Consider the following 23,947-nt stretch of genomic DNA (forward strand, 5'->3'; position numbering starts at 1 on the left):
CATGCCCACAAGCTCAAAAGCCCTTGCGTTCGATTGACCACTCGGTGCCGGAGCAAAGCCGGCAGTTCTCACCCAGAAATGTTCGGGCCGCGACCTTGTCGCCCTTGAGCTGCCATTCCAGCCAATCGACCGAAACATGCGCTACCGCGCCCCCCATCGGCTGAGAGAAGGTACCGCCGTGGCCAACGGGCAGATTGGCGAGCACAATGGGAACCCTTTGGACACGGGCAAAATCGTCCGAACCATTGGCGTAGGCGATGTCGGTCGGGCCGCCGAGAATGTAGATCACCGGCGTGTGGAAATTGGCGAGCATGTCCTTCGAGACCGAGAAACCCGAAATCGGCCCGCCGCCCTCATTGTAGATTCCGCTATTATGGATCAGCACGGTCTTGATCCGCGGATCGGCGGCAACTTCGATTGCCTGGAGGCCACCGCAGGAATGGCCACCTACCCCAACCGACTGGCCGTCGACCTTGCCGTAATATTTGCTTTCTGGCCGCGCTCTTTCCTCGATAGCCCAGTCGATGCCCGCCTTCACATCATCGGCAGACGTAGCCGGTGGCGGTAATCCGCCGTCAGCAGGCATTTGTCGCTCCGCGGGCCCATCCGTTGCCCCCGGCCCACTGCGCCAGTGTCCGGCAGCAACGACAAGATAGCCGTACGATGCGATTTCCGCGAGATGAAGCCGGTGTGCGGCGCCATCGTCTGCACATGCGCCATTGCCCCAGACCAGGATGGGCAGCTTTCCACCTGCGAAGGCCGAAAGATCGCGCGGACGGTAGATCACATGGCCCGGCAACGTGGGGTCGGTCTCGATCGTCGCCGGATAGGGCCCATCGCCGGGCGTGTTGGGAACCTTGTTGAACTCCTCTTGCGCACGCCGGAACGCCTCTGGGTCGAACTGCCGGCCTTGCTGCGCCAGGGCAGAACTGTTGGCCGCCACGGTCAAAGTTAGGAACGAAATCGCGAGGGCCGCTCCGACAAGCTCCTTTTGACCGATCATTTGTCTTCTCCCTCAGCTTCGAGCCAGGCGAGGATTTCCGCGCGATTCTCGTCGATATGGGGAGGCGAGTGATCCGTCCCAGGCTCTCCGGGCTCCATCTTGAACCCGATGTTCGGAACGGCAACCGGCCCCGAAACCGGCAGGCCCTGGACCGCGAGATGAAGCAGCGAATCCTTGCTGCAGAGTTGGGCCGCCTCATCAACGCGACGGATCATTCCGCATGGGATTCCCGCTGCACTCAGTTCATGCTCCCAGTCAGCAGCGTCACGCGTCACAAAGACCTGGCGCAACTCGTCGCGCATTGCTTCAAAATTGGCCCGCCTTGCATCGGGAGTTGCGAAACGGGCATCCTCCAGCCAGCGCTCGCATCCGATGTGCTTGACGAGGGCCGCAAACTGGTTGTCCTGCACAACGCCGAGCGAGACATGGCGCCCATCCTTCGTCTCGAACAGGTCAGCCGTGGGCAATCCGCTGTATCCGGTATTGCCCAGTCTCTTGATGTTGTTGCCGGTCACAAGATATGGCGTCAGTGCAGATGTCATGAAGGCAAGACTGGCGTCGAGCATCGAGACGTCGATATAGGCCCCTTCCCCGGATCTTTCCCGCTGCATAAGCGCACCGAGAATGGCCACCGCAGCGGTCTGACCTGTCAAGGTATCGACAATCGGAAAGCCGACCCGCACCGGCGGATCACCTTCGGCGCCGCTCAACATCATCATCCCGCTGGTCGCTTGGACGATGTTGTCTATCGCGGGCCAATCGCGCTGAGGTCCGGTCTGTCCATACCCCGACACAGAGCAATAGATGACATCGCCTCGAAGCGCCTTCACGGCATCATATCCGAGGCCAAGCCGCTCGATCACACCCGGACGGAAGTTTTCGAGGAAGATGTCTGATTTGGACACGATCTTTCGCGCAATTTCCAGCTCCTCCGGATCCTTGAGATCAAGCGCGATCGACTTCTTTCCAACATTGGCCGCGATGAACGCCGGGCTCATGCCATCGAAGCGACGGTCACCGCCATAATTGCGGAACTGATCACCCGATTTGGGCTCAATCTTGATCACTTCCGCACCCATCAGGCGGAGAATGTGGGAAGCAAAAGGACCCGCCATCACGTGGCTGAAATCCGCTATCCTTATCCCTTCGAGTGGTTGCTTCACTCCCTACCTCCGCATTCAATTTGATTGCGCGCCACAACGCTACTGCGAGCGATGCGGAATGCCGCAAGTCCGTCGATCCCGTAGCGTTCAAGCCGCTGCGCATTTCGCTCCGCGTCACGCAAATAGAGTTTCTCAAACCGGATCTGATCCTGTTGAGGCATGTCGAACATTTCGACCCCGCCATCTGCCGCTGCTGCGCGCCCCTGCTCGGCTCCGATCTGAACCTCTTCGGCCAGGGCTGCCTCCCAGACCGGAATGCCCTCCGTCAGAATGCTGCGTTGAGCGTCAGTCAGTTCGTTCCAGCGGCGCTCACCGATCGCGCGCGACGGATAGGCTCCGCGTGGCACCTTCAACGTGTTGTAATATTTTGCAACTTCGGCAAAGTGCAGGACCTTGAGCGTGTCAACCGGCGCGATGACCCCATCGATCACACCTTTGGCAAGCGCCGAGTAAACATCGGCCATGGGCATGTTTACCGGGTCTGCTCCAAGATCGTCCAACACGCTCAACAATTCGGTTGGGGCGCGAAGGCGCAGGCCACGCAGGTCTGACAGCGATCGGACCGGGATGTCCCGGGTAAGTACGCCGGGCAGCAAGCCGCCCTGAACCGCTAGCACTTTGAGGCCTTCCAACTCGCGATTGACCTGCGGATCGCCTGCTTCGATGCAATGATAGAGAGCGACCTGAGACTCGAACGACTCGGCTCCGCTGTAAAACCCGGATTGGGTTCGAATGAGATGCGTACTGCCGCGCGTGTAAATCGGCGTGATCAGTCCGATATCTGCAACACCATGCCGAAGCTCCTCCATCGACATATCCGATGACAGCAGAGCCCCCGACCAGATCGGCCTGATACGCAATGAACCGCCTGAAGCCTTCGCCACATAGTCGATCCATCGCTGATCGGCCCGGCTGAACGGATGCGACGGCGGGTAAGGCGTGGCGTAGGTCAGTTCGGTCACGCTTTCAGGCAGCGGACGCGAACACCCCGCAAGTAGTAACAGAATCCAAAATGCGGCGAGCCGGATCATGCCAATCCCTTCTCCTGAAGGAATGCGGAGACCATCCCCACCATCTTGTCGTGATCCCAGATCTTGGCGTCGACCATATCGGCATCGATCGTGAGCACTGGTACGCCAGCGGCTTCGAGTGAAAGCGCGGTCAGCTTGGTTCCCGATTGCGAGAGGCGATTGTCAGGGGGCAAGAGCATGACAGCCGCATCGATACCGCAGCGTTCGGCTTCACTCGTCATCCAGCCGTTCATCCACGGCGGCAGATGGAGAACTTCGTTCATTGACGCCAGCCGACTGGCAAGCGCGTCCATAACGTTTCCGTCCAGGTCCCTAATGTAGGCCGGACCAGCGAAGGGCATGTACATCGACCAGACAAATACTGCCCCGATTGTCTCTTCCAACGCCTGGTAAAAGCCGGGATCGTGCCAGACGCCGGCGCCGATCCACATCAGGCGCAGCTTTTCGTTGGATGAAGCCCCCAACCCCTGAGCGATCCTGTCCATAACTTCATCGCGGAATTGCTTTGCATGCGCGACAGCCCAGTCTGAACCACGATGCCATTGCGGGATCATCGTGTTGGGCATCTGCTCCGCGATCGAAACCGGACATGGGCGAGCCTTGCCGATTGCCTGCGCCGCTTCCCAGACATAGCCTTCCTGCTCGTTGATGCGCTCCATCAGATAGTGGAGCTTGCCCTCGTCGAATTTGCGCCCGGTTCGTTGTTCGAGCAACGCGATCAGGTCACGCATTTCGCTGACCATCAAAGCAATTCGGTCTGGTTGATAAACCCGGCGCCAATCCCCCTTTGAATGTTCGAACCAGGTTGGATCCTTGTCCCGCCAAGCGGGTGCCTCCATTGCGAAGAACTCTGTGCCCAGCGCCGAGGCCCATTGGCTGAAGACATGCTGGATACAATCACAGGTCAGCCGCGCGACAAGTACTGTCGGTTTGGGAAGCCCGCCCCATGGAGCGGTTTCGGGATCGTTGGCCAGGGTGCAGGCAAGACCAAGCGAACAGTATTTGCAACTGTTCCCCGGATAGCCGGCTTCGGTCATTGCGTCGAAATAGCGTGCTGAAAGCTGCTTGGCCGAAATATAAGCCGACCACCACTGGTTGGTGATGATCGGGATGTCCATTGCATGAAATATCTCGTGAGGCGTATCGGCCTGGACGATTGCGAATGGTTCTCCATCTTCGACAACACGCCGCTTGAGTTCCTGCACATAGCCTTTTTGATAGGCCGTCGCCTGGGCTGTGCACGCCAGTGTCTTGCGGCTTCGCTGGTTGACGGACTGGCTCAATGGAACACTCCTTCGTTTTCTAGCCGCGCGATTTCGGCAGGACCAAGTCCACAAATCTCGCGCGCGACCTCATGGGAGTGTTCACCCATCGAAGGCGCCCGATATGGATCGAAGGCGTCGCGTGAGAACTGGATTGGTGTTGCGACATGCCCGAATGGGCCGAGCACGGCGTGGTCGAGTGTTCGCAACGCGCCTCGAGATGAAATCTGAGGGTCGCGTTCGATCAGATCTTCACAGTCCTGAACAACACCGCATGCGATACCCTCACGCTGAAGCAGTTCCGCAATTTCATGATCTTCACGGATCGCGGTCCAAGCACCTATGTCATTACCGGCGATAGCAGCCAGTTTCTTCCGGTCGCTGTCGTCGAACAAGGAGATGACCACCCAGCGATCCTCTCCCAAAGCAGGATAAATGTCCTGGTGAAGCACGCCAGGATCTGAATTGCCCAGCCTTTCAGGCCGGTTTCCGTTTTGCGCGGACGCGATGAAATCACGCATCTGCTGCACACAGATTTCGTACATCGAAGCGTCAATATGGCAGCCTATGCCTGTCTCCCGCCGACGCTGCAGTGCCGCACTGGCGCAGGCCGCCATGACATATGGAACAATGACATCGCCATAGGGCACGGCACCTGGGATTACCGGATCATGATCGGGATAGCCCGTCAAATAGGTCCGCCCCGAAAGGGCCCCGCCCGTTCCATCCACGCCCCATTCCTGCGCCAACGGTCCAGTCTGGCCAAACACACTGCCAGACACCATCACGATGCCCGGATTGCGCTTTGACAGTTCGTCATAGTCGAGGCCCAGTTTCGCCATTGTTCCTGGCGAAAAATTCTCGACCACCACGTCAGCCCACTCGATCAGCGGACCGAGCAGTTCCCGCGATGCCGGATCCTTGAGGTTGAGCGTCACGCTGCGCTTTGATGTGTTGAGGTGTGCGAACCAGGGCTTGTCATCGAAATTACCCGGCTTCGAGGCAGAGACCTGGACATCGAGGCGAGACATATCCGGCCGCGACCGGCTTTCGATCTTGACGACATCTGCACCCAAGTCGCCGAGTGTTTTGGTCGTGATTGAACCCACCAGCGCCCAGGCGAAGTCGAGCACTTTCACGCCTGACAGCGGTCCGGGCCTGCTTCCACCATCATTCTCGCGCTTTTCGCCACTCTGAGCGCCATCGCGGATTATGGCGAACCGTTCAGGCAGGCCCGAGGGCGTATCGAGGAAGCCTCGCGCAGCCAGATGCCGATCATTCAGGACATCGCCAGGTTCATTGACGACACAGGCATTGGTTCCGCGTCGGCGCCCCTCGGTTGCGATATCCTGCTTGGTCCGGGACTGGAAAAACCGGTCGATGGCTCCTTCCCAGACTACTCTCGTTTCCGAAGGGAGGGTCGAGCGATTGTAACTTTGCCAGTCGACGCCTCTCAACGGATTGTCGGCCCCTACTTCATCCATCCAGTCGGACAGTGCCTGGTTCGCGGGGGCACCGAGCTTTCCAGTCATCAGGGAATGGAAGCACCAGCCATCCGCCAGCTTCCAGATCACTCGCACCTTCGCCTTACCATAGGCAATGGCTCCGCCGGCCCGGGCAAGCTTTCGCTTGTCGAACTGCCAGACCAGCACGCCGTTGATGTTTCGGCTGAAGGCTACCTGCTGGATTGAGACATCGACATGCTGCCCATGACCATGTGTTCCGCGAGCATAATGCGCCGCCAGGGCCCCGGCCGCAGCGACCATCTCGGCGTGAAACGTGCATGCGTCCCCCGCTTCCTTGACCGGCGGGTAATCCGGGTCACCAGTTACCCGCAAAGCTCCGCCCATCGCCGAAGCGACCAGCTCGCCTCCCCGCCAGCCCGAACGTGGTCCGCCCGACCCGAAGGGCGTGACCGAAACATGTATAGCCCGAGGAGGAATCTCGGTTTTCTCGATCCGGTCGAGCCCGAGGTTATCGATAACGAATGAAGCGCCTTCCGTCGGCCCGCCAATTTCCGCGCCGAGCGAGGCGAGGAAGCGCGCCAGCGGCCGGTCCGACATTTCGCCCAGGATTGCGACGCGTTGTCCCTCAAGAAGCTTCACAGTTCGCCTCCTTGAGAAAACTCACAACCTCTTCAGCGGCGCCATCTCTGCATCGCCAGTCCCGACGCGTTAGAACCAGGTGAGGCAAACCGGATTCCTCCAAAATCCTCATCTGCGCCGGGAGATGCCACGCCTCAGCCTCATCTTCCTCAATGCGCCATAGAACGACGGCTTGGGCGTCACATTCCCGGATGCGATCGGCCAGCCTCTTTGCGGGGTCGGCAGTACTTCTGGGACCCCGCGGATCTGCATGAAGCTGCAATGCAAGTGCTTCACACGGATCAACTGCCTCCTCGTCCACCAACTGACCCAAATCTTCCCAGCTTTGAGTAAGCGTGTCCCCCATGGGCGAGTAGCCAGTCCCGACGATTGCATCGTGCAACCGCTTGTCCGGCAACGGAGTCCCCGCCAGCAGACATGCTGGCGAATGAGACGATTTTCTGGAGTTCCGGCGTTGGACGTTTGATGCCTTGATCGCAGAATGAAGCGCGTCGGCTCTCACCCCCAGGAGCGCAGCCAGACTTCTAACCTCGTCGGTCATGCGTGCCAGGCTGGAACGCCGACCAACCTTGGCAACGTCAAAAACGATCGGCTCGGGTCCGCCAATCAGGCCCCGGCGCTGGAGCTCGCAGATGTAGTAATACAGGCGATGTGCAGTGTCGTCGGCACGGCTGAAGACCACACGCTCAAGACCGTCATATTCGCCGTCGGCCCACGCCTCGAGCACTGCAAATGCCCAGGGCGCAAACTTGCTCTCCAGCCATTGGTCGGCACGCGGTGTCGTTCGTTCAGGATCAAACCTCACAGGGCCGGCATATTCGCCGGTGGCTATGAAGATGTCCTGTGGCAGGTTGGGTCCGATGCTTGCGATCATGATCAGCGCCCGATTGTTGCCGGCAGCCAGTAAACCAGTGCCGGGAAGATTATGAGCAGGATGAGGTGCAGGAAGTCGCTCGCCAGGAACGGCAGGACACCCTTGAATATTCTGCCAATCGAAACGTCCTTGGCGACGCCCTGAATGACGTAAAGATTCATGCCCAGTGGCGGATGGACGAACCCGATTTCCATTGCGCGCGTGATGAAGATACCGAACCAGATTGCAGACATTCCGGTAGCGCTCACGATAGGCAAGAGTATCGGAGTGGTGAGCAGCATCAGCGCCAACCCGTCCAGCACCGATCCGAGCACCAGCAAGAGAGCGGCGATCAGGAACAGCGTTCCCAATTGTCCCAGCCCGAAGCTGGCGACCGTCTCTCCGGCAGCATCGGCCAAGCCAGTAATGCCGACGAAATTGGCGAAGATCAGTGCTCCAACGATGATCAGATAGAGCATGCCGCTCGTCTTCAACGTCTCCGAGAACGCCTCTTGCAGCATCACGAGATTGAGCCGGCGACGAACTGCAGCGGTGGCAAGTGCGCCGGCGGCACCTATCGCAGCCGCTTCGGGCGGACTTATCCATCCTGAGGCGATGCCGCCGATCACCAGTATGACGAGCGCAATGATTTCCCAGATCCTGGTGAGTGAACGGAACCGATCACCCCAGCCGGCGCGCTCACCCGCAGGCGCAATCCCGGGCCGAAAGCGGCAAAGCAGGAAGATGACAGCGAAATAGAGCAACGCTTGCGTAATTCCCGGGACGATCGCGGCGGTGAACAGCTCGCCGATCGAAGTCTCCGCGATGATCCCGAACACGATCAATGCACCTGAAGGGGGAATCATCTGACCCAGCGTTCCACCTGCAGCGATTGTGCCGGTCGCCAGCGAGTCCGAATAACCGCGTTTGCGCATTTCGGGCAGCGCAACCAATCCCATTGTCGCTGCCGTGGCCAGGCTGGACCCATTGATCGCTCCAAAGCCCCCGCAGCCAGCGATTGAGGCGTAGGCCAAGCCGCCGCGCCTGTGCCCGAGGAATTTTGCGGCTGAATCGAACAGGTCGCGGCTGGCATCGATCGAAAAGAAGATGTGCGCCATGAACAGGAAAAGCGGCAATGTTCCCAGCTCATACCGGGTGAACGTATCGATCACGACGACGCCCGACTTGATGAGCGCAGGTTCCATTCCAAGGATGAGAGCAAGCCCACCAAATCCGACCAGGCCCAGTGCCACACCTACGCGCACACCCAGCAATAGCAGGGTGAAGAGGATGGCGATCCCGATCATTCCGGTTTCAGGTGTAGCGATCATTTGCGCTCACCTGTGATCACACGTCGCGCGACGATTATTGCGCAAGCCAGCAAACAGAGATTGGCGAACAGCCGCATCAACCACCAGGGAACGCCGAGCAGTTCGCTCACTTCGTTGCCACCCATCAGGTCGAATGAAATCCACCCAGAACCTGCCAGCAGGACAACGAAGAAGATTGCAGTGGCCAGATCCGAAAAGCGCCCAGCGATCATCTGCAAGCCGGTACCAAGTTTGTCGATGGCGAGGCGGACACGTGCATGGTTGGCCACGATCGTCGCGAGTGTCAGGCCAACCGAACCGACCACCAGGATCATCGGCTGCATGAGCTCGATAGAACCCCGAAGAGGCACGCCGACATAACGCCCAATGACAGCAAGGCTATCGATGGCAGTCGCACACAGCAGCGCGATGCCGCCGATCCAGGTCAAGATGGTGCTAAACCGTTTCAAGCGGCCTCCGAGACGAAGCCGTGCTCGTCGATATCTATCGGGGGCATTCCTGCCCTGGATGTTATTTGTTCGAGATATTTGGCGATCTCGGCCGCGCGGCCCCCTTCAGCAATGACCGGCCTGCCCGGTGGCTCCACATCGACCGGGATCACTCCCACACGAAGATTACCATTCTCGTTGAACACAAGGTGCCCAATAAATGCGTTCCGAGCTTCCGGATGGAACGGCGCGAGCGTGTATGCCGGGTCGGGCTCGAAACCGAAGGTCTCACGCCTCCGCTTCGCCCATTCCCGCCGGGCGGGGTGATCCTGGTCCAGGGTGAGCGCCTGTGTAACGACGCAGCCGTTCCCGAGACCGTGGAATATCGGTTTTCCTCGATGGAATTCTATACCTCGAGCGATATGCGCGTGGTGGCCGATCACCGCGTCGCAGCCAGCATCGATCGCCGCGCGCGCAAGGTCTCGTTCGTATGGGGCCAACTTCGCGGGTGTGTGCACGATCCCCTTGTGCATTGCCACAAGCACGAAGTCGGCCAAATCGTGCGCAGCGGCGATATCGCTTCGCAAGATGTCGTAGGCTTCAGTATCAATCTCGGAAAGGTTGGCCCGGGGCGAGATGGGCGAGCCGTCATTCGCTCGGATGGGGAGGTATGCACAGCCTGCCTTTGTGGCAGTTGCCCAGGTCGCCTCCGGACCAACACAGTTGTAGCTGAGGAAAGCAATACGCTTACCCTCAACCACGGTAACCGCTGGCTTGCGGGCCAGATTGATGTTCGAACCCGCTCCGCAATGTAACACTCCAGCGCGATCGAGCCCGGAAACGGTCTCGGCGATACCCTGGGCGCCGCAATCGGCGACGTGATTCCCCGCAAGGCTTACCATCGCAATTCCTGCATCCGCGATCGCCTGCAAATTTTCAGGCGGCGCTCCTGGCGCAGGGATGTCTCCAGGCATTTCATATTCGCAGTCAGAATGAGGAACCTCGACGTGCCCGATCGCAAGATCGGCTTGCCGAAGCGCCGGAGCTATTCCGGCCAGCCAGTGATCGGCGTCCGGTTCATCCAGAACCAGATCGCCGATCACGACAATTGATATTTCGCCATTTGGCATTGATATCTCTGTCGCTGGCTAAGCCGGCGTCCCTTCTTGATCAGAACTTGGAACGTAGGCTGATGGCGAATTCACGTCCAATCGGATTGGTCACCGACGGGTCGTAACCGCCGCCGCTGTTCTGCCCCTGACGCGAGTTCACATAGGGCGGATCGGTGTCGAACAGGTTCCTCACCTCCAGTCCAAGCGTCAGCCCATCGACAAATCCAAGATCGAAAGAATCTGCGATCTTCCAGGAGAAGGTCAGGTCGACAAGTGTGTAGGAATCGACATCTTCAACCGGATCCACAATGTCATTCTTGTACCCGCCTATGTGTTGAACCTGAGTCCGGAACATGAACGGGCCGTGATCCCATGTCACCGATCCACGAGCCTTGAACGTCAGCGGGTTGTAGATTCTGTTCTTCAGGCTGACGAATTCGCCACCCGGCGTAAACGCGACATCATAGGTGGTCAGATAGGTGCCATTGAGGGCGAAAGTCAGCGTGTCCGCTTCACCGACAAAGGTACGGTAGCGAGCATTGAAATCGATGCCGTTCATCTTCGACCGGCCAAGATTTCGACTGCGTCCGTCAGCATAGATGCAATTGGCATGATCCGGCGGCATCGGATTATCGAGACAGGCCGTGCTTGCACCGGCGATCGGAAACACCGGAATAGGACCGGTACCCGCAATGCCATTGTCCCTGATATCGATGATCCTGTCATACGCCTCCTTGCCGAAAAGGATCACATCAGTGCCCGCATATTGGTCGGCATAGGTCAGAATCGACAGATTGGAGAGCAGGCCCGCAATCGTGTTCTTATAGGCAATGTCGAAGTAGGTTAGATTGATCTCCAATCCATCGACAGGCTCGAAATCAGCACCAATTGTCCAGGTAGTCGCCGTTTCGGGCTGCAAATCCGGATTGGGACCAGAGCCGATCTTGAAGACAGGCAGTGCAGCCCCGCCGCTCGGATTCTGGTGATTCTGGACATAGAGCCGCGAACTGTTCCCGAATATCTCAGGAAAGGTTGGTGCGCGGAACGACGTACCGTAGCTGCCGCGAAGTTTTACCCCATCGGTGGGCACCCAGTTCACGCCGAACTTCGGATTGGTTGTACTGCCAACGTCGCTGTAATCGTCATAGCGAAGCGCAGCAGTGACCTCCAGGCTCTGGAACCCCGAAGTGGCGTTGTCTGGGCCAAATAGGGGAATAAGCAGTTCCGCATAGCCGGAATGGACCTTGCGATTGTAGGTTCGCTCATCGGGCAGGCCGGATGATAGGATCATCGTGAAGTCCTGGCCTTCGTAGCCGGCTGCCATTTTGACGTCGCCGCCTGGCAGCGAGAACAGCGAACCATCCACTCCGGCCTGCCAGGTCGACATCTTGGAGTTCAGCGGGAAAGTACCCTCACCCACAAAGATCGTCGAAACCGTCGAGGGCGCTGTACGGCCGAGGCCATAGGGATCGAACGCGGTTGCCGGGTCACTGCTTGCGATTGCAGCATTGAACGCCGGCAGACTTAGCCCGGAAGAAGATCCGGCCCGGTCTTCGCCCTTGCCGAAACCGAATTTGCCTTCGAACTTCCAATCGGCGGGAAGATAGACCCTCAGGCCCGGCGTGGCCTGCCAGCTGGTCTGATAACCGCCATAGGGGTCACGGCCAGCTTCATTTACGAAGTTATAGCCAATCTGATAGCCGCCCGATCCGGGGGTATAGAAGCTGGGAGCAACGAAGAACGCGTTGGTTTCCGGAACCGAGAACGTTCGAGTGATTTCTCCCGGAATTCGCACGAATTTCCGTTTGTTGTAATAGCCGTCGAACAACAGCTCGACATTTTCGGTAATCTCGAATGTCGCGGTTCCGTTGACGGAATTGTATTTTTGTTCCGGAAACAGATCTTGCGCAGCCAGCGGATCGCAAAGATTTTGCGTCCCCGCCTGGAGCGTATCCGCGTTGGCAGCAGTCAACTGGGCAGGCATTGCATAGGTCTGTCCACCGTAGATCAGAGTGCCTGGAGAGCACTGATTGACCCGGTAATCCGGCCCGCCCCATGGGGTGAGGTCTGATGTGTTGAAGTCCCGGTCAGCACCGTTGAGGTTCGAACGGAATGCATGTTCATAGGCGACCATTACCTGGCCGCGATCGAATACCTTGCCGATCGCGATCCCGGCGTTCCATTCCCAGAAATCGCCATTGCCGGTCGATCCAAGCCGGGCAAATGCCTCAACACCATCAAGATTTCGCCGGGGAATGAGATTGACGACCCCGGCAACGGCGTCTGATCCATAAATTGCCGATGCACCATCCGCGATCACCTCAACCCGTTCCACACCCAATGTGGGCAAGACCGAAGGGCTGATCGCTCGACCATTCGTGGTCATGCGGTGCCCATCCGAGATAATGAGCGTCGAGAACGGGCCGAGGCCGCGCAGGTTGATCGAGTTCGACCAGGTCGCATTGCCATTACCGCCATTCTGCGCGCGCGAATTGTCGGAAAAGCCCAGATCGAAGACCTGCGGTAGTTCCTGGATCATCTTGTCGAGCGTTACCTGACCCGCAGTCTCGATTTCTTCGCGGCCCAGCGTCGTGACCGTCGCGCCGACAGGTGCAACACCGGCAATGCGGCTGCCGGTGACGACGATTGCGTTTCGCTCCTCAGCGCTGGTTTCCTCGTCCTGTGCCTGTGCTACCTGCGCGAAGGTCAGTCCGGAAATGCACACTGCTGCCAGGGACACCCCGTTCAGCAGTGAGCGGCCTTTCAAATAATCACAATTTCGCATCTCATCCTCCCTTTTGCCGGTGGTTTGACCGGCAATTTCCCTTCATTCTGCCAGCGGCAATTCGATCCGAGACGCATCCAGACCACCACGAAGCACCGTAATCTTTGGAGCCGGATCGAGTTGGATGTCCTTGAGGTTCCGCTGGCGTGGATCCGCCCCGGCTATCGTAAGCCGTAGCCGGGCACCCACTGGAACAACTCGCGAGATGGGAGTCATTGCCAGTGAAACTGGCACGGACTCGCCGCGAACGGGCAGTTCAACATCGGCTGTCAAACCGGAATGCCAAGGCTGTCCCAGTGTTTCGAATGGCGGCTGCGAAAGCTTCCGATGAGAAAGCTTGAGCCTGCCGAAAGAGATAACTTCTGCTTCCCGATCACCTTCGACGAGATCGAGATAGACCCACAGAGCCGCTTTGGGGTTATCCGTGGATACGTTCAGTCGGACATGGGGATATCCAATAAGCCTGATGGGCTCGGAAAGCGGTGGGCTCGTGTAACTCAGGCCCTTGTCGTCCATGGGCCGCGCCCAAAAAGCGAAATACTCGGGTGGCGGCAGATCGTAGTCCACAGTAAAGCTATCGCTTCCGGAAACGCCGGGACCGGGTCTTAGAGTGCCGTCATTCTTCGACCTGGATCCGCCGCTTTTCTCGCCGCCAAGAAACCAGGGCAAGGGGCGAGATTGCACGCCGGGCAGGTCATTCGATCTGACATAGCCGCCCTCGCCACCCAATCCTTCAACCCAATATGTGGCGCGAGGATCATTCTCGATCCCGTTGTCGACACCCTTGAGATGAAAATCGAAATAGCGAACGATCTCGCCGGTGAAATCGAAGTCTTTGGGCGTTTCGCAATGGCTCCCCGGACCCGCCAGGAACTTTCCTCCGGTATTGGCAGCCCCTAGGATCACCTGACCGGTCGGTTCGTCATGCCAATTGCCCCAGAAGTATGTGGCGATGCCTGCTTCCTTGATCGCATCAAGGTATTTCCAGACAGCAACCTCTTCCCAGAAAGCGTTGCCCGTAAGCGGCGAAATGCTGTCGCGGTATGGCATGGAGTACCAAAGGCCGGACATGGACGTATTCTTGAAATGCTCATCGACCGCCTGCTTGAGCAGCGATCCATCGGCATCGGCGTCAACAGGCACGCTGGCGAGATCGACAGACGGATCCTCGTCCGGGCGGGTATTGAATTGAGCCGTCAGGCCCCCGTTGCGAACGAAGGAATATTTGTCGAGGTCCGTCGCGCCAATGAAGACTGCTTTGAGCGACGGAGGGGCAGTGCTTGCAGTGTGAAATGTTGTGCCACCCAGATAAGAGCACCCGATCATTCCGACCTTGCCATCCGAGAACGCTTGCCTGGCCAGCCATTCAACCAGATCGTGACCATCGAGCGCTTCGGTTCGGTCCTGAAAGCCCCTGCGATGCCCGAAAGAAGCGCCCTTTCCGCGAATATCGGCAACCGCAACGACATAGCCTGCGCGAAGCAAGGAACGCAGGCCCAAGCCGTCCGACAATGCCGTTTCGATTATCCGGCCATCATCCCGACGAAAACGCGCGCGATAGGGGGTAAACACAAATACGACGGGAAGCTTCCTGGTCTCTGCGCGATCGCCGCGAGCAGGCCGATAGATATTCACGGCCAAGCGCGTGCCGTCTCGCACCGGCACGTAAACCGAGTTGCGAACGACATCGGCATAGTCCTGCGCCTGGGCTGCAAAACCAAACCCGATAAGCAGGATCAAAGCCAATACCGGCCTTGCCATGAACCTCTTCCCTTTCGTCATTGAAACCATCTTCCCGCGCAGGGCGGCGCAGTTCAACACAAAAGTGGATGACAAAATTGTTGACAATCCTGTCGTCCTTCGGAAAGAACCCCATCCATGCAAAAAACAGAATTCAAGTTTGGACAAAAAGGACCCAGCGGGATCGAGATCGCGGACTGGATTCGAAACCAGATTCGTAGCCGACGATTTGTTCCGGGCCAGCGGCTGGTCGAGGTTGATATCATCCGCAAGACGGGCGGAAGCCGGTTCAAGGTCAGGGAAGCCTTGCAACGGCTTGAAGCTGAAGGTCTGGTTGCGATCGAGGAGTTTCGGGGTGCTTCGGTCCGCAGTGCAAGTATGGACGAAGTTCGGCAGCTTTATCGCGCCCGCGGAGCGCTTGAGGGTATCTGCGCAGCCGATTTTGTTCGCAAGGCCAGCCCGGAACAACGCGCCAGACTCGTCGAAATCGGCGAAGCGATGGAGCGATCAGTGGAAGATGGCGCACCTGAAAGTTTCGGAAGCCTCAACGCCAAATGGCACAGTCTCATCATGGAAGGCGCAGGCAACACAACGATCATGCAGATCGTCCAACGGCTGAATACTCCGATCCATCACCTGCTGTTCGAGACCTTCTATAGAGCGGACCGGCTGAAGTCGGCCGCAGACGACCACCGCGAGATCATCGACGCTATCCTCAACGACGACCCCGAGACCGCCGAAAAAGCGATGAGGAGGCACGTTGAGAACGGACTGACCTTCCTTGAGAACCTGGATAACGCGGTACATTTCGAGGATCAGCTGGGCTAGCGACCCAGAATGGGCACAAACCCTCCCCAGGCGCCACTCGCATAAACCCTCAATCGTCAGCTGAGGATTCGACCCCGGCTACCGAGAATCGATCCGATAAAGTCGAACGCATTCAGGGATGGCGAGCAAGCCAAAGGGCTTGTTTTCTCAATTAGAACAAGGGGCTGTATCTGGCGGAGAGGGAGGGATTCGAACCCTCGGTACTCGTGAGAGCACAACGGTTTTCGAGACCGCCCCGTTCGACCACTCCGGCACCTCTCCGCATCGAAAAGCGCTGCATTAGAGCGCAATTTTGCGCCCCTGGCCGCTTGGGGAGCGAGGCGGTTAGCCGAAGCCCTCCGGCTTGCCAAGCCCTCTTTCATCGCAAAACTGGGGAATCAGGCGTTTCCGGGCTTGTTTCGCACCTGCGAAAGGCCATATCCTGCGAATTATGGATCGCGCCGTGTTCTATTCGACCCAGGCGGGCCGCACAATTTCCGCCCCGCGGCATTCCCACGCACGCTTCGGTATTGGCGATGTCGTCAGGCATCGGATGTTCGATTTTCGTGGCGTGGTTTTCGATGTCGACCCTGTCTTCGCCAACAGCGAGGAATGGTACCAGTCGATCCCCGAGGAAATTCGTCCGCACCGCGATCAACCCTATTACCACCTGCTGGCCGAGAATGAGGACAGCAGCTACGTCGCCTATGTCAGCCAGCAGAACCTGATGGGCGATGCGCACGGCGGGCCGGTCGATCATCCCCACCTGCCCCAGCTATTCGAGAAGTTCGACGGCTCGCGCTATCACATGCGGCGCAAACTGACACACTGATCGCGCACCGGCGCTCGTGCGTCAGTCCTTCAGTTTCCAACCCGATTTTAGCACGCGGTAGGTCACGAAACCCATCGCAAGATTGAGTGCGAGCAGACCCAGCGCCGCGAACAGCACCGCCCGGTCATCGCCGATGTCGCTTTGGCCCAGAAAGCCATAGCGGAAACCGGAGATGATGTAGAAGAACGGATTGGTGCGACTGATCGCCTGGAACACGCCATGCAGATTGTCGATCGTGTAGAATGTTCCCGAAAGAAGCGAGAGCGGCGCAATCACGAAATTGGTAATCGCCGCATTGTGGTCGAACTTCTCGGCCCAGATAGATGTCGCAAGGCCAAGGATCGCAAGCATCAGTGAGCCCATTAGTCCAAACCAGATCACCGCCCACCAATGCGCGATCGAAATGGTCACTCCGGGCCACAGCACCATCGCCAAGGCGACCGTTGCACCAACCATCACGGCTCTAGTGACGGCTGCCGCCAGAATTCCCGTCATCAATTCGCCTTCGGACAGCGGCGGCATGAGAATATCGATGATGGTTCCCTGAATCTTGCCCGCAAGCAGGGAGAATGACGAATTGGCAAAAGCGTTCTGCATCATGCCCATCACGATCAGGCCCGGTGCAACGAAGCTGGCGAAGGGAACGCCCAGTACCTCTCGCCCGCCTCTACCCAGCGCGACGGAGAAGATGATCAGGAACAGCAGCGTGGTGACCGCCGGGCCCCATATTGTTTGCGTGTGCACCTTGAGAAACCGCCGAACCTCCTTAATATAGAGGCTCCACAGTCCAATGCGGTTGATGCCGGTGATGATCGGCACGCCACGGGGCGGAAAGCTTGAACTCTCGCCGGACGCGTCAATGACGGCAGAATTCTCAGATACGGGCTTGGCAGGTGCTTGATCGGCCATGTTTGCGCGGTTAGGGGCAAGTCACGATGGTGGCAAGCGCCACGGCCCAGATGAACTGGAATTGGATTTCGAATGAGTTGGACCGACGAACGGATCGCAACGCTCAAGAAGATGTGGGAAGGCGGCGCTACTGCCAGCCAGATCGCCGATGAGCTGGGCGGAGTCAGCCGAAATGCTGTAATCGGCAAGGCACATCGCCTGGGCCTCAAGGCGCGCCCTTCCCCGGTCAAGGCAAATGACAAGAAGAAGGCTGCAGCGACCAAGAAGCCGGCAGCCAAGTCAGTGACGGCCAAGAAACCCGCAGCGAAGGCGGCGGCAAAACCGGCGGCCAAGCCTGCGCCCAAGAAGGACGAAGGCCCCGCACCCACTCAAGACAGGAGCGCAATCCCGTCGCAGCCATTGCCCAACCCCACTCCCGATTTGCCCAAGATCGTATCGGTTGGCCCGGGCGGCTTCCTGCGCCAGGGCCCTGGCGACCAGCAGGCACCGATCCCGCCCGCTCCTCCTCGGCGTCTGGTTCCAGCCAAGCCCAGCCCCGAGATTGCGGACAAGACCAGCCTGCTGGACCTGTCGGACAAGGTGTGCCGCTGGCCGATGGGGCATCCGGGCGAACCGGACTTCCATTTCTGCGGTGAGGCTGTGAACCCGGGCTTCCCCTATTGCGTTGAGCATTGCGGTCGGGCCTTCCAGGCCCAGCTTCCGCGCGGCGCCCGCAGACCTCCTCCGCCGCTGCCTTTCGGCGGACCGCGCGTCCGCTGATCCACACGGCAATTCCAACCGCTTGACCCGGCTTTAGCCGCCGGTAACCTCTGCCTGCGACAATTGCAGGCGGGAGTTTTGGCATGAGCGATAGAGACGGCAAGGAAAACTGGTACCGCCGCAATATCGGGCGGCGGATCGAACTGGGTATGAATCGCCTTCTCGGTAGTCTGCTGGGCGCGATTGGCCTGCTCGCAGCCTATCTATCGCTCAGTTCAGACGAATTCGACTGGACGACCCATTGGCCCGGCCTCGTGGTGGCCACCGGCCTCCTGTTGACCGCGCGCTATTGCTTCCGCGCAGAAAAGTCCGTGATCGACGATTTCGGCGATGGCGAGGGCTTTGTCCCGCCAGGCAAGCGAGAGGAGTAACCGCGTTCCGCAGCTGCAGCCTCTTGCGCGGGCACGTGCGTGATGATTAGGTAGCCACCCTCCCACCACCTTCATGCATTTTCCGCGCAAAGGATCCCCCCCAATGTCCCTCTCGCTCTATGATGCTTTCGTTCCAGGTTGCCAGCAGATCCTCGGTGCGGTGAACCACCTTATCGACAAGGCCGAAGTGCATGTGAAAGAGAACGGCTTGTCCGATATCGATCTGATCGAGGCAAAGCTGGCCGAGACCATGTGGACGCTGCCCTGGCATGTTCGCAGCTGCTGGGTGCATTCCGCCTATGTCATCAGCCTCTTGCCGACAGGCGAGTTTTCGCCCGACTTTACCGACATTCCCGATAGCTGGAACGCAATGCGCGCGCAGATTGCCGCAGCGCAGGATGGCCTGGCCAAGGTCACTCCTGACGAACTGGAGGCCATTGCCGATACGACTGTTGGCTTCGTGCTCGGCGGGAAACGGCTAATGGAGTTCACGGGGCAGAACTTCCTGCTCAGTTTCAGCCAGCCGAACTTCTACTTCCACGCCACGACCTTCTACGACATTTTGCGCATGAAGGGCGTTGAAATCGGTAAGCGCGACTTTATGGGAGTGCCGCGCGTTCTGACCTGATCGCTGCCCAATATGCCAATTTACGTTCGCGCCCGAACCATGCATCGATCGCGCGAGAGGAAAATCATGCGACGCACATTGTATGCCCTTTCGATGATAGCGCTAACAACCGCATCTCCCCTGCGTGCCGAGTTGGCGGAACCCGTCCGCGCAATGATCGAAGCCGCAATCGATGGTGAAGATCCGGCCACGGTGCGTAAGATCATTCGCCTGGCTCTCAAGACAAATCCTGACGATGCTGAAGAGATCAACGCGCTTCTCAAGGCCTATGACGATGAACAACGTCAGTTGGCGGCAAAGGTTGCGCAAGAGAAGGAGGCAGCGCTTCGCCATGCGGGGGTGTTCGAGCAGTGGTCAGGCAAGGGTGAGTTCGGCGCATTCCGTTCAACCGGTAACAGTCCGAACACCGGGTTCACGGTCGGGCTGAAGCTTACCAGGGATGGAATCAACTGGAGGCATAAGCTTCGCGGCCGGGCCGACTACCAAAGGTCGAGAGGCAGAACGACGCGCGAGCAATACATCTTCGCCTATGAACCGAACATTCGGGTCAATCACCACGCCTTCGTCTTCGGTCTGGCGCAGTATGAACATGATCGATTCCAGGGATATTCGGCACGCTATTCGCTTTCAGGCGGTCTCGGCTATGATCTCGTCGACACCAAAAACATGCAGTTATCGGTCAAGGTCGGTCCGGCCTGGCGCCGAACCGTCGACACGACGGGCTTAACCGAAACCGATCTGGCCGAACTTGCCGCGCTAGATTTCGACTGGCGGCTCGCCAGGAATATCAAGCTGGTCGAGGAAGCCAGCGCCTATCTCCAGACTGGCAACAGCAGCTTCGTTTCGAATACCGGGCTTCAAGCGAATGTCGCTGACAACATTTCAGTCCGGCTCTCCTACACGCTGGAACACGATACAAATCCGCCGCCGGGAGCGATCAAAACGGATACGCTGAGCCGGGTTACGCTGATTTACGATTTCTAACGACAAATAGGTACCGGGGCACGAAAAAGGCCGCGAGACGCTGGTCCCGCGGCCTTTTCTGTTCTGGCTAAAGGCGATCAGTCCTTCAGGAAGTCCGGCATATGCGCCGCACCGCCTTCGTCTTTGCCGCCGTCGTCGCGTCCACCGCGCCGGCCGCCACGATCACCACCGCGACCACGGTCACGGTTGCCCCGCGGACCACGACGATCGCCCCGGTCACCGCGAGGTTCACGCGGTTCGCGCGGCGGGCGAGTGTCTTCCAGCTCTTCACCGGTTTCCTGATCGACCACGCGCATCGACAGGCGGACCTTGCCGCGATTGTCGATCTCGAGGACCTTGACCTTGACCTCCTGGCCTTCGGAAACGACGTCAGTCGGCTTCTCGACCCGCTCGTTCTTCATTTCGGAAACGTGGACGAGACCGTCCTTGCCACCCATGAAGTTCACGAACGCACCGAAATCGACGATATTGACGACCTTGCCGGTGTAGATCTTCCCGACTTCGGCTTCCTCGACGATACCTTCGATCCACTTCTTCGCAGCCTCGATCTGGTCGAGGTCGGAAGACGAGATCTTGATCACGCCTTCGTCGTCGATGTCCACCTTCGCGCCGGTTTCGGCCACGATTTCGCGGATCACCTTGCCGCCGGTGCCGATGACGTCGCGGATCTTCGACTTGTCGATCTGCATCGTTTCGATACGCGGAGCGTGCTTGGAAACGTCGGTGCGGGCAGAGCCCAGCGCCTTGTTCATCTCACCCAGGATATGCGCACGGCCGGCCTTGGCCTGTTCCAGCGCCTGCGCCATGATTTCCTTGGTGATCCCGGCCACCTTGATGTCCATCTGGAGCGAGGTGATGCCGCTTTCGGAACCAGCCACCTTGAAGTCCATGTCACCAAGGTGATCTTCGTCACCCAGAATGTCGGACAGCACGGCAAACTCGTCGCCCTCAAGGATCAGGCCCATCGCAATGCCGGAAACCGGGCGTTCGATCGGAACGCCGGCGTCCATCATGCTGAGGCAGCCGCCGCAGACCGTCGCCATCGAGCTCGAGCCGTTGGACTCGGTGATGTCTGACAGCACACGGATCGTATAGGGGAAGTCCTCATGGGCGGGCAGCACAGGGTGCAGCGCGCGCCATGCCAGCTTGCCGTGGCCGATTTCGCGGCGGCCAGTGAAGCCGAAACGACCAACTTCGCCGACCGAATAGGGCGGGAAGTTATAGTGCAGCATGAAGTGGTTGTAGGAGAGACCCTCAAGACCATCGATCATCTGCTCGGCATCCTTGGTGCCCAGCGTGGTGGTGCAGATCGCCTGCGTTTCACCGCGCGTGAACAGCGCCGAACCGTGGGTGCGAGGCAGCAGGCCGACCATCGCCTCGATCGGGCGAACCTGGTCCAGCTTGCGACCGTCGATACGCTGTCCGTCCTTGAGGATGGCGCCGCGCACGATTTCCGCTTCCAGCTTCTTGACCGCCTTGTTGGCGACCATCTGCGTCTGCGGTTCCTCCTCGGCAAAGGCTTCCTTGGCCTTGGCGCGCGCTTCGTTGAGCGCGTCCGAACGGGCCGATTTGTCGGTCAGCTTGTAGGCTGCTGCGATGTCTTCGCCCACGATGCCGCGGAGCTTTTCCTTGATCGCAGACGTGTCGTCCGACGTGTCGATTTCCCAAGGCTCATTGGCGGCCTGCTCGGCCAGATCGACGATGGCCGCGATGACCTTCTTCGATTCTTCATGCGCGAACATGACAGCGCCGAGCATTTCTTCCTCGGTCAGTTCCTTGGCTTCGGATTCGACCATCATCACCGCGTCTTGCGTTGCGGCAACAACCAGATCGAGGCGACCTTCTTCGTCCAGCGCGCTGTCGATGCTCGGATTGAGCTCGTATTCGCCATTGCGGAAGCCGACGCGTGCCGCGCCGATCGGGCCCATGAAGGGCACGCCGCTGATGGTCAGCGCAGCCGAAGCCGCGATCATCGCCACGATATCGGGCTCGGTCTCACCATCATAAGACAGGACCTGCGCGATAACGTTGATTTCGTTGTAGAAACCTTCCGGGAAGAGCGGCCGCACGGGGCGGTCAATCAGGCGGGAAGTCAGCGTTTCCTTCTCCGTCGCGCGGCCTTCGCGCTTGAAGAAGCCGCCGGGGATTCGGCCCGCGGCGGCGAATTTTTCCTGGTAGTGCACGGTGAGCGGGAAGAAGTCCTGCCCTTCGCGAACACTCTTGGCGGCGGTCACGGCGCACAGCACCACGGTTTCGCCATAGGTGGCCAGCACGGCGCCGTCGGCCTGACGGGCAATACGGCCGGTTTCCAGAGTGAGGGTCTTTCCGCCCCACTCCAGCGATACGGTTTTAGTGTCGAACATTGATTTTCCTTAACGAACCCGCGAGCCATATTGCCGCGCGGGGCCTACAGTGCCGGGCAATCCGTCCCGGTCCGGTCTGGGGCGTTCTTTCTGCCCCAAGGCGAGCGGGCCGTATGCCCGCATGCCCCAAATACGAAGAAGGCGGCCCGCGGGCCGCCTTCCCGTGAAACTCTTATTTGCGAAGACCCAGCTTCTGGATCAGTGCGTTGTAGCGTTCCACATCCTTCCTCTTGAGATAGGAGAGGAGGTTGCGACGCTTGTTGACCATCATCAGGAGCCCGCGACGCGAGTGATTGTCCTTGTGATGATCCTTGAAGTGTTCGGTGAGGTTGCGGATACGCTCGGTGAGGATCGCGACCTGTACTTCCGGACTGCCCGTGTCATTGTTGCCCTGGGCGTTGTCCTTGATGATTTCCTGTTTCTTTTCGGCAGTAACCGACATGTATGTTCTCTCTTACTCTGCGACACCGGGTAGGTTGAAACCCCTGACGACTCTTGCCGTCCCAGCATTGAGTTCCATCAGCGCTACGGGAACATCATCCAGCATCGCGCAATAGAGCCCATCGCTTTGGGGCATTCCGGAAAGGACCCGGCCCTGACGGACCGCCTGCGCGCTATCCGGATCGAGTTTCAGGGCCGGGATGTCGTCCAGCCCTGCCCCGAGCGGCAGGAGTAGGTCTTGAAGTGGCGCGCCCTTACCGATTTCTTCCAGTTTGTCCAGCGAAATCGCCTGTTCCTGGTGGAACGGGCCGGCCTTGATCCGCCGCAAATAGGTAACGTGGCCGCAGGTTCCAAGGGCGTGCGCGATATCACGTGCAAGCGAGCGTATGTATGTGCCTTTGCTAACATGCGCGATGAGGGTCACGCTGTCGGCCAATTCCAGCGGTGCGGTAGGGTCAAACGGGTCCGGACGTCCCGCAGTCGTGGCAAATGCGGATTCGAGATCGCGGCCTTGCTGGTAGCCCGAAGCCAGTTCGAGCGAATGGATTGTCACCATCCTCACCTTCAGGTCCACATCCTCACCCGCGCGGGCCCTGTCATAAGCCCGCCTGCCGTCGACTTTCACGGCGGAATAGGCTGGCGGGACTTGCTCGATTTCCCCAGTGAAATGCTCCAGCACTGCGGCAATCGCGGCCATGGGCGGAAAGTGATCTGAGCGCTCAATCACCTCGCCTTCAGTGTCGAGCGTATCAGTCTGCTCGCCGAACTGGATCGTGAACTCGTAGATCTTGCTCGCATCGAGCATCCGCCCGGCGAGCTTGGTCGCCTCGCCCAGCGCGATCGGAAGAACGCCTTCGGCCAGCGGGTCAAGCGTCCCGCCATGCCCGACCTTGGTCTTTGCATATCCGCCGGTCCGCAGCACGCGCTTGACCGCACTGACGGCTTGCGTCGAGCCAAGTCCGCGCGGCTTGTCGAGGATGATCCAGCCCGAGAGCGGATTGGGCAGTGCAGGTTTCTTGGTATCAGTCACGCAACGCCTC

The 23,947-nt window shown here is 59.0% G+C and carries 21 protein-coding genes and 1 tRNA gene; 6 read left to right on the forward strand and 16 right to left on the reverse strand.

The window, feature by feature from the left end:
- Positions 1–13 precede the first annotated feature (13 nt).
- The 11 genes from ACQY6C_RS00410 to ACQY6C_RS00460 all read right to left on the reverse strand — a co-directional run bounded on the left by ACQY6C_RS00410 (position 14) and on the right by ACQY6C_RS00460 (position 14,864).
- Positions 14–1,003, reverse strand: a complete 990-nt coding sequence (locus ACQY6C_RS00410) for a hypothetical protein (RefSeq protein ID WP_427963495.1) — start codon at positions 1,001–1,003, stop codon at positions 14–16.
- Positions 1,000–2,166: a CaiB/BaiF CoA transferase family protein gene (locus ACQY6C_RS00415; protein ID WP_427963497.1), complete on the reverse strand. Its 1,167-nt coding sequence runs from the start codon at positions 2,164–2,166 to the stop codon at positions 1,000–1,002. Before ACQY6C_RS00415 ends, ACQY6C_RS00410 begins: the two co-directional genes overlap by 4 nt.
- Complete coding sequence (gene dctP / locus ACQY6C_RS00420; RefSeq protein WP_427963499.1) at positions 2,163–3,128, reverse strand: TRAP transporter substrate-binding protein DctP; 966 nt, start codon at positions 3,126–3,128, stop codon at positions 2,163–2,165. Before dctP ends, ACQY6C_RS00415 begins: the two co-directional genes overlap by 4 nt.
- A gap of 65 nt (positions 3,129–3,193) precedes the next feature.
- Positions 3,194–4,480, reverse strand: coding sequence for a 2-hydroxyacyl-CoA dehydratase subunit D (locus ACQY6C_RS00425; protein ID WP_427963501.1), 1,287 nt, complete (start codon positions 4,478–4,480; stop codon positions 3,194–3,196).
- Positions 4,477–6,564, reverse strand: coding sequence for a CoA transferase (locus ACQY6C_RS00430; protein WP_427963503.1), 2,088 nt, complete (start codon positions 6,562–6,564; stop codon positions 4,477–4,479). The genes ACQY6C_RS00425 and ACQY6C_RS00430 overlap by 4 nt, the downstream gene beginning before the upstream one ends.
- Positions 6,551–7,438, reverse strand: coding sequence for a hypothetical protein (locus ACQY6C_RS00435; RefSeq protein ID WP_427963504.1), 888 nt, complete (start codon positions 7,436–7,438; stop codon positions 6,551–6,553). The genes ACQY6C_RS00430 and ACQY6C_RS00435 overlap by 14 nt, the downstream gene beginning before the upstream one ends.
- Positions 7,439–7,440: 2 nt before the next feature.
- Positions 7,441–8,748: a TRAP transporter large permease gene (locus tag ACQY6C_RS00440; protein WP_427963505.1), complete on the reverse strand. Its 1,308-nt coding sequence runs from the start codon at positions 8,746–8,748 to the stop codon at positions 7,441–7,443.
- Complete coding sequence (locus ACQY6C_RS00445) at positions 8,745–9,197, reverse strand: TRAP transporter small permease (protein ID WP_427963507.1); 453 nt, start codon at positions 9,195–9,197, stop codon at positions 8,745–8,747. Before ACQY6C_RS00445 ends, ACQY6C_RS00440 begins: the two co-directional genes overlap by 4 nt.
- Entirely contained in the window at positions 9,194–10,306 is a 1,113-nt protein-coding gene (locus tag ACQY6C_RS00450) for a CapA family protein (RefSeq protein ID WP_427963509.1), read from the reverse strand. The genes ACQY6C_RS00445 and ACQY6C_RS00450 overlap by 4 nt, the downstream gene beginning before the upstream one ends.
- 40 nt (positions 10,307–10,346) lie before the next feature.
- Entirely contained in the window at positions 10,347–13,028 is a 2,682-nt protein-coding gene (locus ACQY6C_RS00455; RefSeq protein WP_427963511.1) for a TonB-dependent receptor, read from the reverse strand.
- Positions 13,029–13,115: 87 nt separating this feature from the next.
- On the reverse strand, positions 13,116–14,864 hold the full coding sequence (locus ACQY6C_RS00460) for a CocE/NonD family hydrolase (RefSeq protein WP_427963513.1): 1,749 nt from the start codon (positions 14,862–14,864) through the stop codon (positions 13,116–13,118).
- 87 nt (positions 14,865–14,951) lie between these two features.
- Here ACQY6C_RS00460 and ACQY6C_RS00465 point away from each other — a divergent pair, with 87 nt between their 5' ends.
- A complete protein-coding gene (locus ACQY6C_RS00465; RefSeq protein WP_427963515.1) occupies positions 14,952–15,641 on the forward strand; it encodes a GntR family transcriptional regulator in 690 nt (229 codons plus the stop codon).
- Between the two features lie 171 nt (positions 15,642–15,812).
- Here ACQY6C_RS00465 and ACQY6C_RS00470 read toward each other — a convergent pair.
- A tRNA-Ser gene (locus tag ACQY6C_RS00470) sits at positions 15,813–15,902 on the reverse strand.
- 169 nt (positions 15,903–16,071) lie between these two features.
- Between ACQY6C_RS00470 and hspQ the strand changes: the two genes are divergently transcribed.
- Positions 16,072–16,452, forward strand: coding sequence for a heat shock protein HspQ (hspQ, locus tag ACQY6C_RS00475; protein ID WP_427963517.1), 381 nt, complete (start codon positions 16,072–16,074; stop codon positions 16,450–16,452).
- Positions 16,453–16,473: 21 nt separating this feature from the next.
- Here the strand turns inward: hspQ and ACQY6C_RS00480 are convergent, their stop codons facing one another.
- Entirely contained in the window at positions 16,474–17,361 is an 888-nt protein-coding gene (locus tag ACQY6C_RS00480) for an ABC transporter permease (RefSeq protein WP_427963518.1), read from the reverse strand.
- 72 nt (positions 17,362–17,433) lie between these two features.
- Between ACQY6C_RS00480 and ACQY6C_RS00485 the strand changes: the two genes are divergently transcribed.
- From ACQY6C_RS00485 to ACQY6C_RS00500, 4 genes are all read left to right on the forward strand, one after another.
- A complete protein-coding gene (locus ACQY6C_RS00485) occupies positions 17,434–18,120 on the forward strand; it encodes a GcrA family cell cycle regulator (RefSeq protein WP_427963520.1) in 687 nt (228 codons plus the stop codon).
- A gap of 83 nt (positions 18,121–18,203) precedes the next feature.
- Positions 18,204–18,491 (forward strand): hypothetical protein, encoded by a 288-nt coding sequence (locus ACQY6C_RS00490; protein WP_427963522.1) that lies wholly within the window; start codon positions 18,204–18,206, stop codon positions 18,489–18,491.
- A gap of 103 nt (positions 18,492–18,594) precedes the next feature.
- On the forward strand, positions 18,595–19,119 hold the full coding sequence (locus ACQY6C_RS00495; protein ID WP_427963523.1) for a DUF1993 domain-containing protein: 525 nt from the start codon (positions 18,595–18,597) through the stop codon (positions 19,117–19,119).
- Between the two features lie 66 nt (positions 19,120–19,185).
- Positions 19,186–20,103: a DUF481 domain-containing protein gene (locus tag ACQY6C_RS00500; protein WP_427963525.1), complete on the forward strand. Its 918-nt coding sequence runs from the start codon at positions 19,186–19,188 to the stop codon at positions 20,101–20,103.
- A gap of 77 nt (positions 20,104–20,180) precedes the next feature.
- On the opposite strand, the gene pnp is transcribed toward ACQY6C_RS00500, so the two are convergent.
- From pnp to truB, 3 genes are all read right to left on the reverse strand, one after another.
- Complete coding sequence (gene pnp / locus ACQY6C_RS00505) at positions 20,181–22,466, reverse strand: polyribonucleotide nucleotidyltransferase (RefSeq protein ID WP_427963526.1); 2,286 nt, start codon at positions 22,464–22,466, stop codon at positions 20,181–20,183.
- Positions 22,467–22,638: 172 nt separating this feature from the next.
- A complete protein-coding gene (gene rpsO / locus ACQY6C_RS00510; protein WP_427963528.1) occupies positions 22,639–22,908 on the reverse strand; it encodes a 30S ribosomal protein S15 in 270 nt (89 codons plus the stop codon).
- 12 nt (positions 22,909–22,920) lie between these two features.
- Positions 22,921–23,937 (reverse strand): tRNA pseudouridine(55) synthase TruB, encoded by a 1,017-nt coding sequence (gene truB / locus ACQY6C_RS00515; RefSeq protein WP_427963530.1) that lies wholly within the window; start codon positions 23,935–23,937, stop codon positions 22,921–22,923.
- Positions 23,938–23,947 lie beyond the last annotated feature (10 nt).

This window comes from Altererythrobacter sp. (assembly GCF_050299635.1).
GTDB lineage: Bacteria > Pseudomonadota > Alphaproteobacteria > Sphingomonadales > Sphingomonadaceae > Erythrobacter.

What these genes read in the sequence shown, in the direction of transcription:
- ACQY6C_RS00410 (WP_427963495.1), bottom strand. Translation starts at nt 1,003, where the DNA reads ATGATCGGTCAAAAGGAGCTTGTCGGAGCGGCCCTCGCGATTTCGTTC.
- ACQY6C_RS00435 (WP_427963504.1), bottom strand. Translation starts at nt 7,438, where the DNA reads ATGATCGCAAGCATCGGACCCAACCTGCCACAGGACATCTTCATAGCC.
- ACQY6C_RS00440 (WP_427963505.1), bottom strand. Translation starts at nt 8,748, where the DNA reads ATGATCGCTACACCTGAAACCGGAATGATCGGGATCGCCATCCTCTTC.
- ACQY6C_RS00450 (WP_427963509.1), bottom strand. Translation starts at nt 10,306, where the DNA reads ATGCCAAATGGCGAAATATCAATTGTCGTGATCGGCGATCTGGTTCTG.
- ACQY6C_RS00460 (WP_427963513.1), bottom strand. Translation starts at nt 14,864, where the DNA reads ATGGTTTCAATGACGAAAGGGAAGAGGTTCATGGCAAGGCCGGTATTG.
- ACQY6C_RS00465 (WP_427963515.1), top strand. Translation starts at nt 14,952, where the DNA reads ATGCAAAAAACAGAATTCAAGTTTGGACAAAAAGGACCCAGCGGGATC.
- hspQ (WP_427963517.1), top strand. Translation starts at nt 16,072, where the DNA reads ATGGATCGCGCCGTGTTCTATTCGACCCAGGCGGGCCGCACAATTTCC.
- ACQY6C_RS00480 (WP_427963518.1), bottom strand. Translation starts at nt 17,361, where the DNA reads ATGGCCGATCAAGCACCTGCCAAGCCCGTATCTGAGAATTCTGCCGTC.
- ACQY6C_RS00485 (WP_427963520.1), top strand. Translation starts at nt 17,434, where the DNA reads ATGAGTTGGACCGACGAACGGATCGCAACGCTCAAGAAGATGTGGGAA.
- ACQY6C_RS00490 (WP_427963522.1), top strand. Translation starts at nt 18,204, where the DNA reads ATGAGCGATAGAGACGGCAAGGAAAACTGGTACCGCCGCAATATCGGG.
- ACQY6C_RS00495 (WP_427963523.1), top strand. Translation starts at nt 18,595, where the DNA reads ATGTCCCTCTCGCTCTATGATGCTTTCGTTCCAGGTTGCCAGCAGATC.
- ACQY6C_RS00500 (WP_427963525.1), top strand. Translation starts at nt 19,186, where the DNA reads ATGCGACGCACATTGTATGCCCTTTCGATGATAGCGCTAACAACCGCA.
- pnp (WP_427963526.1), bottom strand. Translation starts at nt 22,466, where the DNA reads ATGTTCGACACTAAAACCGTATCGCTGGAGTGGGGCGGAAAGACCCTC.
- rpsO (WP_427963528.1), bottom strand. Translation starts at nt 22,908, where the DNA reads ATGTCGGTTACTGCCGAAAAGAAACAGGAAATCATCAAGGACAACGCC.